We start from the raw sequence: 16,902 nt of genomic DNA on the forward strand, positions 1-16,902 counted from the left end.
TCTATAGTGATATTTAGTTTAGATTATACTTATATATAAAGGTTATACTTTACATTAAAACAATGATAAATAAACAAATAAACATGATTTATAAAAAAAATTAAACACTATATTTTTATACACAACATAAATAAAAAAATTATCAACAGAACTCTGAACAAATTAAAAAATTTAAAGTTAGGTAAACCTAAATTAAATGTTTTTTATTAAAAAATCAATATTTTATACAATGATAAAAAAATTAGAAAAATATTTTAAAACTAATATAAAAATTAAAATTACCTATACAAAATTCAGTTTTTATGACAAAATACTGGAAAAAATTGACATGGAAACCGTTATTAAAACTGGCGGAAAAGTAATAAAATCCACTAAAAAAAGCTCTAAAATTATTGTTCAATAATATACAAACTAAAAAAATATTATAAAAAATATAACAAATGTTAAACAAGTAAAATAAAACTTACAAAAAAATTAGATTAAATTTGAAATAAACATAAAATAATATGCCAAAATAGAAAAATTAGTAAGAAATTAGATAGCAATAGAAAAAATAACAATAAATTAACTAAACAATAAAGAAACAATTGAATTTAAACAGTTTAATTTAAGAAAATTAAAAATTATTACTCTGAAGAATTGGAGTAATACTGAATTTGGGCAATTCTCAGTTCTTCAATATGAAATTTGATACACATCGATTATTTTTAACCGATATATCCTTTAAAAATTCAAATTTTAATTATCAAATAAAATATCTAATAGATTTTTTCCGATTAAAAAATAAAGATTTTCAAAGAAACTAATGAAAAAATAGCGAAAAATAACATCTCCAAATTTTCGAGATATAAAAAAAATAAAAAAAGAAGATTATTTTTTAAATCTTCTTATCTGTGTTGAACCGATCATCAACAATAAAAGCAATACAAGTATCGGATTACCTGTTGCATACTCAGACAGCATGACACCAGCACCAGCATGTTTACCTTCACTGCCGTTATTGTCCGGAACATCAGGCTGAGAGTATAAAACTTCAATATCAGTTATATTGTCATTTGCATCATACTTGTCATCACCTGAATAGAATGCCACAATATTGTGGTCCCCTCGGGTAAGACCCGGAATTACAAATACTGCAACACCATTGTCAACTTCAGCAGTGTACTGTTTTCCGTCAATTGTAATGGTTACAGTTCCTGTAGCGTCACTTGGAACATGAACAATGACAGTTGCATCTTCACCTTCATTGATGTCATCAGCTTCAGCCCTAACAGGAGCTTTAACTTTATTGACAGTGAATGATACTGGAGCAGTACTTTCCAGGTATTTGTCATCACCTTCATATGTTACTGTTGCGGAATATTTTCCTGCAGGAAGTTCAGGAATTATTATCTTGGCTTTGCCGTTTGTAATTTCTCCGTAATATCCTACACCGTCAATGGTAATCAGGACTTTTCCTGTTGCATCTGACGGAACAGTTACAGTGATTACCTCATCTTTTCCAACAGTAATATCCTTTCCGACTGCAGAAATACTTGAAGGGACTTTTGAGACAACAAACTGACCGGTAGTGTAGTTGTCATTGTATGAATCGTCACCTGAGTATTTTACAGCAACTGTTTTATTTCCAAATGCAAGATCCGGAACTTCAAATATTGCTTTTCCGTTTTCAACATCTGTTGTGTATTCTTTACCGTTGATTTCAATTGTCACTTTACCTGTTGCTTTTTCAGGAAGTGTTACTGTGACGATTTCAACATCACCGACATTAATGTCTTCAACTTCAACACTTATTGGAGTTGCGTATTTTGGAATATCCGCAACCAGCTGTGTAGAGTTGGATGCATAATTATTGTCACCTGAATATTCAACAGTTATATCGTGTTTACCAGGAGTTGTATTTTCCAGGGTGATAACAGCTTTGCCGTCAACTACCTCAGAAGTATATGTAACATTATCAACAGTTACAGTAACGTTTCCGGTTGCATTTTCAGGTACAGTTACAACAATGGTTCCGTTACCCTGATCAACCACATCCATAGGAGTTGTTGCTTTGGATACTGTAAATATTGTAGTGTTAACTGCCGGCAGGTATTTTTCATCTCCATTGTACATTACGCTTACTGTATATTCCCCTTTAGGAAGTCCGGATATTACAAGTTCCCCGTTTCCTCCACTTATAGCTACATTATATTTTGCACCTTCAGAGTAGACTGCGCCGAGAACTCCTGTGTCTAAATTGAAGTTGAATGCTTCACCGTCAATGACTACAGTAACGTTTCCGGTTGCATCTGAAGGAACTAAGAGACGAATGTTTTCGTTTTCACCCACATAGATATTGTGAGCAATAGGAATAACAAATGATTCAAGTTTGGATACTTTAACAGTGGTAGCGTTTGAACTTGAGAGATATTTGTCATCACCTGTGTAGGTTAATGTTACATTATAGCTGCCTGCGGTTAAATGTGGAATTTCAGCAGTTCCTTTTCCGTCAGTGACGTTTAGATAGTATCCCACACCATCAATGTCTATCAGTACCTGGCCTGTTGCATCACTTGGAACTTCTACAGTGATTGTTATATTTTCACCAACACGGATATCTTTGATTGAAACTGTTAGTTTTGAATCAACTTTACCTACATCAAACTGTTCAGATGTGTAGTTTTCTTCATATTTTGCATCACCATTATAGACTGCAAATACTGATTTGTTGCCCGCAGTAAGACCTTCAATTTCAAATGTTGCAACACCATCAGTGACTATTTCAGTGTATTTTTTACCGTCGATTTCGATTGTGACATTACCATCACAGTCTTTGGCAACATTTACTTTGATTACTGCCTTATCTCCAACTTTAATGTTTTCTACATCAATGCTTATTGGAGTTGAGCGTTTTGAAACGTCAATTGTTGCATTTGCAGTTGCGTTGCTGTGTGTGTCATCACCTGAATAGATTACTTCAATGTCATGAGTTCCAGGAGTTACATTGTCTAAAGTTACAACAGCAGTGCCGTTTATTACTTCAGCAGTGTAGTTCTGACCGTCAACAGTTACAGTCACATTACCTGTAGCGTTGTCGCCTACTACAACTACAATTGTTCCGTTACCTTGATCAATGACTTTTACATCAGAATCTACCTTAGGCTGGTCAATTGTGAAGTTTGAAATTGTGTAGTTAGATGCATAATTATCATCACCTGAATATTCTACAATTACTGTCTTGTCACCAGGTGTTAAATTATCAACAGTTACAACAGCCTTACCGTTTTCAATAGTGCCAGGATATTCATGACCGTCGATAGTTACAGTCACATTACCTGTAGCATTTTCAGGAACAGTTACAGTGATTGTAGCTGTCTGACCGTCTTTTGTGACATTTACATCAACAGGAGCATCATATTTAGGTCCGACTACTGTAGCGTTAGCAGTTGTAGCATTGTGAGTATCATCACCTGAGTAAACAACTGTAATGTTTTGCTCGCCTGGAGTAATGTTATCTAAAGTAACGACAGCAGTGCCGTTAACAACAGTAGCATTGTATTCCTTGTCTCCAACCTTAATGGTTACGTTACCGGTAGCGTTGTCACCTACAACAACCACAACAGTTCCGTTACCTTGATCAATGACTCTTACATCCGGAGTGACCTTAGCAGGTTCAACAGTTACCTTTGAAACTGAATAATTGCCGTTATAGTTATCATCTCCAATATATTCCACAGCAATAGTATGATTGCCTGCAGATACATTTTCAACAGTTACAACAGCTTTACCGTTTTCAATAGTTCCAGTGTAGTTTTGACCACCGACATTAACAATGACATCACCAGTAGCGTTTTGAGGCACTTCAACAGTTATTGTGAACGGTTCACCTTCTTTAGCTTCGCCAACAGTAACATTAATACCAGTATCATACTTAGGAGCTGTGATATTGGCTGTTTCAGTTGCATTGGTATGAGTATCGTCACCGGAGTAGATTACCTCAACTTCATGAACTCCAGGAGTTTCATTGCCAATGTTTACAATTGCAGTTCCATTGATTACAGTAGCGTTGTAAGTATTGTTTCCAACTTTAACAGTAACATTACCAGTAGCATTATCACCAACAACAATTACCACAGTTCCATTGCCCTGATCAATTACAACAGGTTCAACATCTGATTTGCCTGCTTCTTTTGTGAAGTTTGAAATGGTGTAATTGCCTGAGTAATTGTCATCACCTGAATACTCAACCGCAACAGTGTGGTTTCCAGGAGCTATGTTATCTACATATACTGTTGCTTTACCATCCTCTTTGACTTCTGTGACATATTCCTTACCACCTACATTTACTGTTACATTACCAGTTGCATTAGTTGGAACTTCCACATTAACAACAACAGTACCATTTTCAAGTTCAGTTACTGTTACATCCACATCTGAATCATATTTAGGAGTAGTGACAGTGGCATTTGCAGTAGCATTAGTATGATTACCATCACCTGAATAGATTACTTCGATGTCATGAATACCAGGAGTTTCATTATTAATATTAACAATAGCAGTACCGTTAATCACAGTAGCATTATAAATATTATCTCCCACTTTAACAGTAACATTACCAGTAGCATTATCACCAACAACAATTACCACAGTACCATTTCCTAAATCAACCACATTCATGTCAGGTTCAACTTTTCCAGGAGATACTGTGAAGTTAGATAAGGTATAATTAGCAGAGTAGTTTGAATCTCCACTGTATTCTACTATCAGTGTCTTGTCTCCGGCAGTTAGGTTTTCAATAGTTATGATAGCTTTTCCGCCTGTAATGTTATCTGTTGTGTATGTTTTACCGTCGAGAGTTACAATTATTGTGCCAGTTGCATTGATTGGAACTTCGACAGTTACAGTTGCATTGCCACCAGCTTTAGCTTCAGTTACTGTTACATTCATCTGAGTGTCGTATTTTGGAACAGTTATTGTAGCATTTGTTGTAACTGTATTGTTGCCATCAGTGTAGATTACAGTAATGTTATTGACGCCAGGAGTCATGTTTTCAAGAGTGATTGTTACACTACCATTGTCAATTATTACGGTCTTGTTTGTTCCGTTTGGAAGAACAACAGTAACGTTTCCAGTTACGTTTTCAGGCACTGTTACAACTACTGTTGTGCTGTTTACAACTGTAGTTACAGGCAATTGTTTTTCTGCCTTGGTCACATTGAATGTTACATCCAATTCTGTGCCTTTGTAGTTTTTATCGTCTGCAAATACTACATGAGCTTCTTTTTCACCGACTGTGAGTTTACCCATTTGAATGATTGAATTTACATTACCAGAGTATGTTTCACCGTCGACAGTGATTGTTACTTGTCCTTTGTAGTCATTCGGAACAACAATTATAAATGTTGAGTTCATCGCATCAGTTACGTTAACTGCTAAAACTGTTGGTTTTAAGTTGATTTGAGTTACATTGAATGTAGTGTCGTTTGTTTGAACAGTGTAGTTTTCATCACCTTCATAGGTCACATTTACAGTGTATTTATCAACATCCAATCCAGTTACATTGAATACTGCGACTCCTTTATCGATTTTTGTAGTGTAGTTTTTATTAGCAACTGTTATTGTTACATAACCTGTTTGAGCAATAGGAACTTCCACTGTAATTTGAGCCATTTCATTGTATGGAGTGTCTTTAACAGTCACATTTACCATAGCTTCGTGTTTATCTACAGTGAATGTGTATGATTCAGATGAGCTTTCGTAATTGTTATCTCCAGGATAGTATACTACAACAGTGTGTTTTCCAACAGTTAATTTTGTTTTATCAATGATTATTCTATTGTTTTCCAATTCTTTATCGTTTATTATTTGATCATCAATATATACAACAGGTTTACCTGTACAGGACACAGTAATATTGATTTTTGCATCACCACCAGCAGATAATCCGCTAGGAGTTACATTGATTTCAATGTGTGATTGTGCTTTTTTGATGAAGAATTTATAGGACGCATTTGCATTTAAGTTGTAGTCATCACTGCTTGTGAATGTTACATTAGCCTCTTTAAGACCTGCATTTAATCCATCCAATTCAATTACAGTCAAACCATTGGTAATTTCTTTAGTGTAGGTTTTATCTCCTACTTTAATTTCAATGGTTCCATTAGCTTTTCCGGATACTTTAACAGTAGCTGTAGCATTGTTTGGATAAGTTGTATCTGTTATTGTTACATTTATAGTAGGTTCAACAGCTGAAACTGTGAATGTTGGCTCGATAACTTTAATGTTATAATTATTATCACCATAGAATGTTACTGTAGCCTGTTTAGCACCTTTTAAGAGTTGTTCCATTTCAATAAATGTTTTTACAGTTCCATTATATATTTTACCGTCAACTTCAATGCTCACATTTCCATTAAAGTCATTCAATACTGATACGATAAATGAAATGTTTTCGTTAACTGTTACGTTTTGAGCAATTACTGAAGCTGTTAAGTTTGCTTTGGAAATATTGAAGTATGTGGAGTTTTCTTTAATTCCGTAAGTTCCATCACCTAAGTAAGTCACATTTACTTTATATCTTCCCGCTTTCAAGTCAGTTGCGTTGAATGTAGCAATTCCGTCTTTAATTTCCAGAACAACATCAATGTCTGTTCCGTTAACTACGACTCTTACATATCCTTTTTGGACTTTAGGAACTTTAACAGTAATTACAGAATCATTTCCATAGACAACAGTAGTTGCAGAGACATTTACTAAAGCATCTTTAAGGCCAACCGTATTGTTTGTTGCATTGAAAGCACTTGTGAAGTTTGCATCACCGCTGTAGATTGCAACAACAGTGTTGTTTCCATTTAAGAGCACATTTTCCAATATTGCCCTACCGTTGTCTACTTCTTTTGAGTATTTTTTACCGTTGATGTAGAATGTTACATTTCCGGTTGCTCCAGGAGTAACGGTTGCGATTACATTCTGGTTTTCCTGAGTAATTACAATTGTTGATTTTGCTTTGACAATGTGGAATTTTACATTTTCTGTTGCATTAAAGTTATATTTGTCATCATCTGAAGCTGTGAAGTTAACTAAAGCATCTTTTACGCCTGCAGATAATCCTTTCAAGTCAATTGTAGCAACACCGTTTGTAACTGTTCCGTTGAATACTTTTCCGTCAACAGTAATGTTAATTGTACCATTTGCATAATCAGATACATTAACGACAGCTATTGATTTGGTTGGGTAAGTTACATCATCAATAGTGACATTAATGGTTGGAGTTACTCTTGAGACTTTGAATTCAACTTCAACAGACTTATTACCGTAATTGCTATCACCATAGAATGTTGCATTAGCCATGTAAGTTCCAGCAGGCAATTTATCAATGCCAATTAATGATTTTACATCATCGTCATAATAGCTTACACCACCAATGGTAATGTTAACTTTTCCACTAAAGTCATCAGTTATATTGACCACAAAGCTTGGATTTTCTTTGACAGTGACATTTTGACCAATTACATCAACGACCAGATTACTATTCTTTGTAATGTTGAAGTAAGTGTGATTTGTAGCCACATCATAAGTTTCATCACCCAAATAGGTTACATTTACAATGTATTTGCCGACTCCTAAACCTGTTGCATTGAATTTAGCTTCACCATTTACGATTTTAACAGTTACATTCACAAGAGTATCGTTTACTGTGATTGTTACATATCCTGTTTGCGCTTTAGGAACTTTAACGGTTATCTCAGTTGGAACGCCGTAAGTTTCATTAGTTGCAGATGCATTTACCAAAGCTGTGTTTTTAGCAATTGTAATGTTTTTGAAGCCTTTTGATGAAGTGAAGTTGATGTCTCCATTATAGATTGCTACAATTGAATTGTTTCCAATTGTTAAGTTATTCTTATCCAATAAAGCAACATTATTTACAAGATCAACTGTGTAGTTTCTTCCGTTTACAAAGAATGTTACTGTTCCGGTTGCATTTGTAGTGACAGTAGCTTTTACATCACCATTCACATCCTGAGTTATAGTTGTGGTTGATGCTGCTTTTTCAACAAGGAAGTTTGTTGAATTTGTTTTTGTCACATACCTGCTGTCACCAGTGTAGTTTGCAGTTACTGTGTGAAGGCCACCTGAAATATTGTTCAATGTCAAAGTACCGACACCATCATCATTTATTGTGACTGTGTGGTTTAGGCCATCTATTGTCAGATTTAGTTTTTTGCCTTCAACATCAATTGGCAATGTGACTGTAAATATTGTGTTTTGACCGTATTGATGTGCTTCAACATTTAGTTTTAATGTCCAGTCATCAGTTGCTAGAACATTGAATTTAGTTCCATTATTGTAGTTCAATGCATAAACACTGTCTCCAGGATATGTTACATTGACCACATATTGTCCAGGAGCGTTTAGAACCGTATTGTTTACATTTAAAATAGCCAATCCATTATTGACAGTGACATTTTCATATTTTGTATTATTTACATAAACTGTTAAATTTTCACTAACACCCATAGGCAAGACTACGTAAATAGTAGCATTTCCACCAAGTTTTACATTATTAACTTTTACTGTAATATTATAATCATCGGTTTCACTGACAATGAATAAAATATCAGTGTGGTTTCCATTAAATATGTCATCACCAAGATAGGTTACAGTTCCCCTATATGTTCCATTAGGAAGTCCTACAATATTGAACTGAGCTCCACCCGTGGAGTTCACTTTTTGATAATATGAATCACCATTACTTAATGATAATTCAACAAATCCTCTTGCGGATTCATTAAGCTGAACTGTAATTGTTTCAACTTGGCCCACTTTAATTGAAGTTGTTGGAGTTGCATGAATGGTAGTGTTTAAGCAATATATTTCAAATGAAGTTTGATTCATATTAAACGCATAGTATTCATTTGCTTCAAGCACTACACCTGCAGAGTGTATTCCGACTGTAGTATAGTTTTCTTTTGTTAAATTAAATTCACCTACGTAATTTTCACCTTTTTTGATTGTAGGAACTACAATTATTTTATCTTTACCATGTAAATTGAATCTGACTGTTCCGTTGGAGTTTGTAGTTATGGTTACTGTTGCATTTTCCCCATAGGCAACACTGTTAATATGAACTATTAACCAAGAGTTACGCAAGTTGGTTAAAAATGAAGTTTCATTTTGAGCTCCCAAATGATGGTCATCCTCATCATATGTTGCAGTTACCTTATGGGTTCCTTCAGCAAGATTATTTAAATTCCATTCAGCTGTGGCAACTAACCATTTTGCAACGCCATTTAAAACATCAGCATCATATTCTGCAGTTCCCATCTTAAAGTGGACTTTACCTGAAAGTGTGTAATTGCTTGTATATTTAGGAGTTATTGTAGCAGTAATTACAACTCTATCACCATCAGGGTCACCAGTATGTGTCAGTTCAATTTTGATAGGCATTTTAACGTTTATTGTACCTGATCTGTTTGTACATTTAGCCAGTCCAATGTCGCTTCCATAAATTATGAAATTGGCCTGATAATATGTGTTTGTCTTGAACTGATTATAGGACATGTTGAAATATCCTCCCATACTCTCATTGTTCCATGTTTTCAGATTTTTAACTGAAATGATTGAATTGTTGTTGTCATCAGTAATGTTGGCAAAGAATGTGAATGTTGAATTCCAGGTTACATTCCATGTATCATTTGCCAAAATGTCCATGTAGGTTTGTGTGTGGATTATTCCGTTGTTGAATATCAGATAATCAAAGTTATTTCTCTCCAGATACAAGTCACCGTCGTTCCAAATGGAATATTTTGTTTTTTCCACTCCTAAAGTAGAGTTGTCCTCTAAATATGGAAGGGATTTGTTTGGGTCATCTGCTGTAAGATTATTACGAGTTAAAGTTACATTAGCACCTTTTGCAATTCCAATTGAATTGAATGAATTGGTGAATGTGGAATTGATGACTCTTGATATTCCTGAGTTGAAATATATTGCAGAGGCATTATCCTCATCCACATGAGTGTCATTGAATTTTACAGTATCGATTGTGACATTTCCATCGACATACATTCCACCACCACGGTCCCATGATGCCCATGTGTAGTTGATTAATGAATTTTTAACTGTTGCATTAATATTGGACAGGTAAAGTGTTCCTCCTTTATAGTTAGCACCTGAATCGTTGAAAGTGGCTTTATTAATTGTTACATTATCAGAGTTAACCCATGCAATGGATCCTCCGTTTCTAAATGCAGTTTCATCATGAGTTATAATATTATAGATCAATGAATCATTACAGTTATCAGCGGAAATTGATCCACCTGACAAGTGTGCTTCGTTGGATTCGAAACTTGAATCTTTTACTGTGATGTTTTTAGAGTTTTCCCAGTATATTGCACCGCCTTCACCATAAGGAACACCCTGTGGATCGATACGAATTCCAACAACATTATATTTGAAATGAATATTTGTAATGTTGGCATTATCAGAGGTGAATCCTGCTATTGCACCACCGCAATCTCTAGCAGAGCATGAAGTGAAGTTTGAATCAAGAATTGTTACATTATTCCCTCTTAAAACAAGTGCTCCACCATTGGTTAGGGAGTTACATTCAGTGAATGAGACATTTTTAATTGTCATGTTGTCTGATTTATCATCAACATATATTGCACCGGCATTTATGGAGATACATTTATTGAATGTTGTGTTCATTACAGTACCATTGTTTCCAATCCAGTCAATGGCTCCACCACGGCCTTCAATAGCATTTGAAATATAGTTTTCATCGAAAGAACAGTTATCCACAATACAATTGTCACTTCCAGGACCTACATAGATTGCTCCACCACTATAGTCTGCAGTGTTGTTTGTGAATGTGTAATTGTTAATGTGAATATTACTTACACCTAACCATGCAAGTGCCGCACCTGATTTGGTTGCATGGTTTTTAACGAATGTGTTGTTTTCACCGAATCCTCCGGTAGCGCCTTTTTCTCTGCATAATGCTGCACCAAACTCAGCTGTGTTTGTAACGAATTTGGTATGTGTAAGGTTTACTAAAGTTGCATTACAATCAATTGCCCCACCATTTTTGGAAGCAAAGTTGTCTTTAAATATCAGGTGTGAAAGTTCACTTCCACTTGATGCACCGTTCAGATATAAAGCACCACCGTATACTGCTTCATTATCAGTGAAATTAGTGTATTTGATTTCACCTTTCTGTGCAAGCCAGTCAACAGCTCCACCACGGTTTCCTGCCTTATTGCTTTCAAAGTCAGAATCAAAGACCACATTAGTAGTACCTACACCACCTACATAAACAGCACCCCCGTTGTTTCCTGCTGTGTTGTTGTAGAATTTAGTTTTATTTAATCTGACACCGGATGCTTCCAAGTTAATTGCACCACCATCATGGAAGGCATTGTTCTTTTTGAATGTTACATCTGTAATGTTTGTGTGGCCTGAAGCACTGCCTACATGAATTGCTCCCCCATCATATGCATTGTTGTTTGTGAAATTGGAGTTTATGATTTTGTTATTGTCTGAATCGATGTCAATAGCACCACCATGACCTGCAGCGGCATTGGTTACATTGTTATCCTTAAAGTTACAGTGATTTATTGTGAAATTGTCACTGCCGACACTGGCATAAATAGCACCACCCATCTCATCGGCATAGTTTCCTGTGAAATTATAGTAATCAATAGTGATATTTTTCACGTTCAACCATGCAAGAGCAGCACCTGCAATTCCTGCATGATTATATTTGAATTCATTGTGATGACCTGAACCGTTTGTAGCGCCCTGTTCCCTACATAATGCTGCACCGTATGCACCTGCATAGTTGGATTCGAACAATGTATATGTAAGGTTCATTTTAGTTGAGTTACAGTCTATTGCACCACCGTTTCCAAGAGCATTGTTGTCTGTGAAGATTGCATGAGTAATGTTGGTATTGTTTGAAACACCGTTAAGGTATATTGCACCACCATTGATAGCTGAATTTAAAGTGAAGTTAGTGTATTCTATATGACCAGCATATGCTCTCCAATAGACAGCTCCACCATTATTGTATGCAACATTGGATGTGAAATTTGAATTATAAATCTTATTGGTTGTACCTACACCACCAACATAGATACCACCACCATTGCGATGAGCAACATTCCATACGAATTTAGTGCCGTTTAATGTTACACCGGATGCCTGAAGGTTAATAGCTCCACCATCCACTTCTGCAGTGTTATCTCTAAATGTTGTATCTGCAATATGAGTATTACCTGATTTACTACCTACAAATATTGCACCACCATAGAATGCATTGTTGTTGGTGAAGTTTGAGTTTGTAACGTTTGTATTGTCTGCAACTATATCAATAGCTCCTCCATGACCCCCTGTTTCATTAGTAATGTTGTTTCCAACAAACACTGAACCGTTAATACCAGAGTTGTCACTTCCATTACCTATAAATATTGCTGCACCGCTTGCATTTGCAGTGTTGTAGTAGAACTTGTAGTCATTGATATGGATTCCTGTTACGTTTAACCATGCAAGAGCCGCACCGGCAATATCTGCATGATTGTATTTGAATGTGTTGTTTTTACCTGATCCCCCAGTAGCACCGGATTCCCTGCATAATGCAGCACCGTATTCTCCCGCATAGTTTGAAATGAATTGGGTGTTGTAAAGCTGACCTCCTGTTGCGTTCCAGTCAATAGCACCACCGTTTCTGGTAGCGTTGTTCTGCTTGAATATTACATTTTCAATCCTACTGTTTGGAGATGATCCTCCAATGTATACTGCTCCACCGTGCTCAGCAAGGTTTCCTGTAAAATTGGATTTCTCTATACGGCCAGCAGTCGAATTCCAATTCACAGCACCACCACGAACTGTAGCATTGTTGTACATGAACACTGCTGAATAGACATAGTTGTTGTCACCGGTTCCTCCTGCAAATATTGCACCACCGTTTTCAGCTGTATTTTCCCTGAAATAACTGTTATTTACTGCTACGGAAGATGCTACCAAGTCAATAGCTCCACCTAAAGTGATGGCATTATTGCCTATGAATCCGGAATTAGTGATGTTAATGTGTCCTGCATCATCTTTGTTAGGGTCTTTTCCAACATATATTGCACCACCAGTATAAGCATTGTTGTTTGTGAATGTTGAGTTTAAGATTCTACCGGTGTCTGCGTACCATTCAATAGCACCACCATGTCCTTCACTCAGACTGGTTACATTGTTTCCTACGAATGTGGAATTGAAAACTGTACAGTTGGTACTTCCAATACCTACATAGATTGCACCACCACTGAATTCTGCAGTGTTATCTTTGAATTTATAAGTGTCAATGTAGATGTTTTCTGCTTTCATCCAAGCAAGTGCCGCACCGGCAATTGTAGCATGATTTGAGATGAATGTATTGTTTCTGCCGGAACCATTGGTAGCACTAGCTTCCCTACATAAAGCAGCTCCGTTTTCAGCACGGTTCAATTGGAATGTAGTGTTGTAAAGACGCATGTTTGAAGCGTTACACTCTATAGCACCACCGTTTTTAGTAGCATTGTTAGTTGAGAATATGTTATTGGTGACATTACAGTCTGTAGCAGTTGAATTGAAGTATATTCCTCCACCGTATTCTGCAAAATTATTTGAAACAACAGAGTTATTTATTACACCGTTTTTACCGGCCCAGAATATAGCTCCACCTTTCTGGATACCGTCACCATATGCTTTAGTTTTTCCAGTATGCACAATGTTGTCATTGTAAATTCCACTGGTATTACCGTTAATAAGCCTTACATCATTTATAATTACATTCTCTCCGGTAATATTAAATATTCTTGCATATGCTAACGCATCGATACTGTATCCATTACCATTAATTGTAATTGTATCGGTGATATTCATACACCAGTCATCCGGATCTTGGACTTTACCTCCCCAATCTTCCACTGCTGTGAAAATATAATCTCTTGTCAGATTAACGGTTTTATTGCCGCTAATAGCTTCATCGATTAAACGCTGAAGAATTTTGAAATCCCCTCTTTCAAAGGTATCGGCAGTTCTAAAGCTGGATTTGGCTTCTTTGTAGAGATAAGCACTATCTTCAAAACCTACAGTCACATTATATTCAGTGTCACGTGTTAAATTTACCCTGGTACTTACAACAAATCCTGCGGTTCTGAAATAATCTACATAATCCTGATATGAATCCAATATTATCTGTGTGACTAACGCATCATCTTTAGTGATATTAATGACAAGTGTGAAATCATGACCGTTTGGATCTTTTGGACGGGACACTATTACAGTACCAAGTACAGTATCGGTAGCACTGCTAGCAGTCATTGCCAATATATAATCTTCATTACCCTTAAAGTAACAGTCATCAATCCTTTTTACATAAGTAGAACCTGCACTACTTTTCATAGTAAGTGTAGTTCTGCCTGCACTAATGTCACCTTCATCATCAAAATTATTATAATCCCTATATATTACTGTATCATCACTACCTGTATCATCAACAACAACATAGTATATTGCACCACCATTATGAGATGCTATATTATTGGTGAAAGTGGAATTATGAATTGATACAATAGTACCTACAGAACCTGCATAATAGAAAGCTCCCCCATTATATGCATAAGAGTCATTGAATGTTGAATCATAGAAGTATATGTAAATATAACTTCCCACATAAACGGCACCACCATATCTTGTAGCATTACACCCTTCGAAAGTACAGTTGGTTACTTTATGATAATTGGTATTGAAATACAATGCACCACCATCATATGTAGAGGTGGAGTTGGTGATATTGGAATCATATATGTCAATATTTTCGCCTGATATATACATCCCACCACCATTCTGAGCAGATGCATTAATGATATTGATTAACCTTAAAGTACCCCGACTTTCAAGCCAGTATATGGCACCACCATTAGCAGAGGAAGTGGAATTTATAATAGTTACATTATACATATTACCGCCGGTAGGACGGGAACTTCCATACATGTAACCCCAGTATATGGCACCACCATTACCCTCTGCTGAGGAATTAATAATGGTTGCATTGGCAAATACAGAATTACTGTCCCATACCGCAACAGCACCACCTACTAATCCTGCACTGGAATTGATAATAGTAATGTTCTCAAATATGGTATTGGTAGACCATTTGATAGCTAATGAACCTCCTTTCTGTGAGGAACAGTTGATGAAAGTGATATTTTTCAATTTACTATCGATAGCATTGAAATACATACCTCCACCCCAGACATCGGATTTTGTTGCAGTTGTGGTACAGTTAATAAAAGTACAATTTTCAAAGTAGAAATATTTTCCTCTCTGGTTGTGTGAAAATGCTCCTCCTTCCTGTAGCGCATGATTATCAATAAAGTCTACATTGTAGATGTAGAAATAGTTAAATGAATTATCATTTCCACTGTCAAAACGGATAGCTCCACCACGACCGTTGCTTCCATAGGTAGCATGGTTTGAGATAAAGGAAGAATTTAATAAATGTACATTTGTAGTTTTAGTATTGAAATGGATTGCTCCACCGAATTGGCCAACAACATAATTGCTTTTAAAAGTATTGTTAAACATCATCAAATCAGTTGGACTTTCAAAGAACAATGCTCCACCACTACCTGCATAATTACTTTCAAATTTTGAATTATTTATTGTTAGATTTACTGAATTTTGAGAAGTGATAGCACCGCCATGACCTTTTTGGGCATGATTTCCTATAAAAGTACAGTTATTTATTACTGAATTTACAGAAGCACTACCTACTTCAATAGCTCCACCACCATAAACATTAGAGTTGTATGTTGCAGAATTATCTGTGAATCTTGAATTGTTTATTAATGCTTTTTTACCGGTTATATAAATAGCTCCAGCACGACCTAAATTGGTAGCAGAATTTGAGGTAAAAGAACAGTTATCAACAGTTAATTCATCAACTGAACAGGATATTGCCCCGGCTAATGTATATGCTTCATTTGAAGTGAAAGTACAATTTTTTATTAAAGTACCCGCACCACTACTTGAAATATGAATTGCCCCACCATCAGAGGATGAAGCTTTATTATTCTTAAATACGGAATTTGTAATTTTTAAATTGGCAACATTATTTCTAAGTCTTATAGCTCCACCGCCCAAAGAAGTTGCAGTATTGCCGTCAAAAGTACAGTTTGTTATGTTAACAATATTATCATAACTGTATCCTAGTGACAATGCTGCAGCGGTAGGTGCCTTATTGTTTAAAAAGGTACAGTTTTGAATCAGCAGTGTGGATCCAGGCTTCACACCATAAAACTCTACAGCACCAAAACCTTGATTCTGATTACCTGAATTACTGTAAGCATTTGCAAATATGATATTCTTTAATACAACTGCACCTGCTGTACCTGAATGGTCATGGCCATCATAACCAATTGCAAATATTCTTGCCAGATTGTTTCCGTCAATTGTATATCCATGTCCGTCTATTGTTATTGCCTTTGTAAAGCTTATTCCATTAACATAAGCGGAATCACTAGACGTATAAGTATAATTCATTTTCAAATCGATTGTAGCTGAATTATCCCCATTTATTTTTTCATTCAACTGCGTAAATGATCCTCCACCCGTCTTTAAAATATCTTCTCCAGATATCGAGCTGAGTGATAAATCATTACTTGCTCCAACAACTTCCTCATCGGAAGTCGCCAATGTCTTATTTGTATCATCCGCATGAACATCGGCAGCTGAAACTGCAGATATTGAGCAAATAATACATAATAATAAGCATATTATTAAAATCTCTCGTTTATTCATACATTCATCTCTCCATTAATCGATGTAATATTTATTTTACACCAATTATTTTTCGAAAGTTGATATGTATTTTAGAAAAAGAAATTATAT

2 protein-coding genes are annotated in these 16,902 nt (G+C 35.7%); one reads left to right on the forward strand and one right to left on the reverse strand.

Translation table 11 applies throughout. The features are described 5' to 3' along the window. The first annotated feature begins 229 nt into the window (after nucleotides 1-229). Entirely contained in the window at nucleotides 230-403 is a 174-nt protein-coding gene (locus QZN33_RS02430) for a hypothetical protein (RefSeq protein WP_296789227.1), read from the forward strand. A 467-nt stretch (nucleotides 404-870) separates the two neighbouring features. On the opposite strand, the gene QZN33_RS02435 is transcribed toward QZN33_RS02430, so the two are convergent. Then, on the reverse strand, nucleotides 871-16,812 hold the full coding sequence (locus QZN33_RS02435; protein ID WP_296789228.1) for an Ig-like domain repeat protein: 15,942 nt from the start codon (nucleotides 16,810-16,812) through the stop codon (nucleotides 871-873). Between the last annotated feature and the right edge of the window lie 90 nt (nucleotides 16,813-16,902).

Origin of the sequence: uncultured Methanobrevibacter sp., assembly GCF_900314615.1 — an archaeon.
Lineage (GTDB): Archaea > Methanobacteriota > Methanobacteria > Methanobacteriales > Methanobacteriaceae > Methanocatella.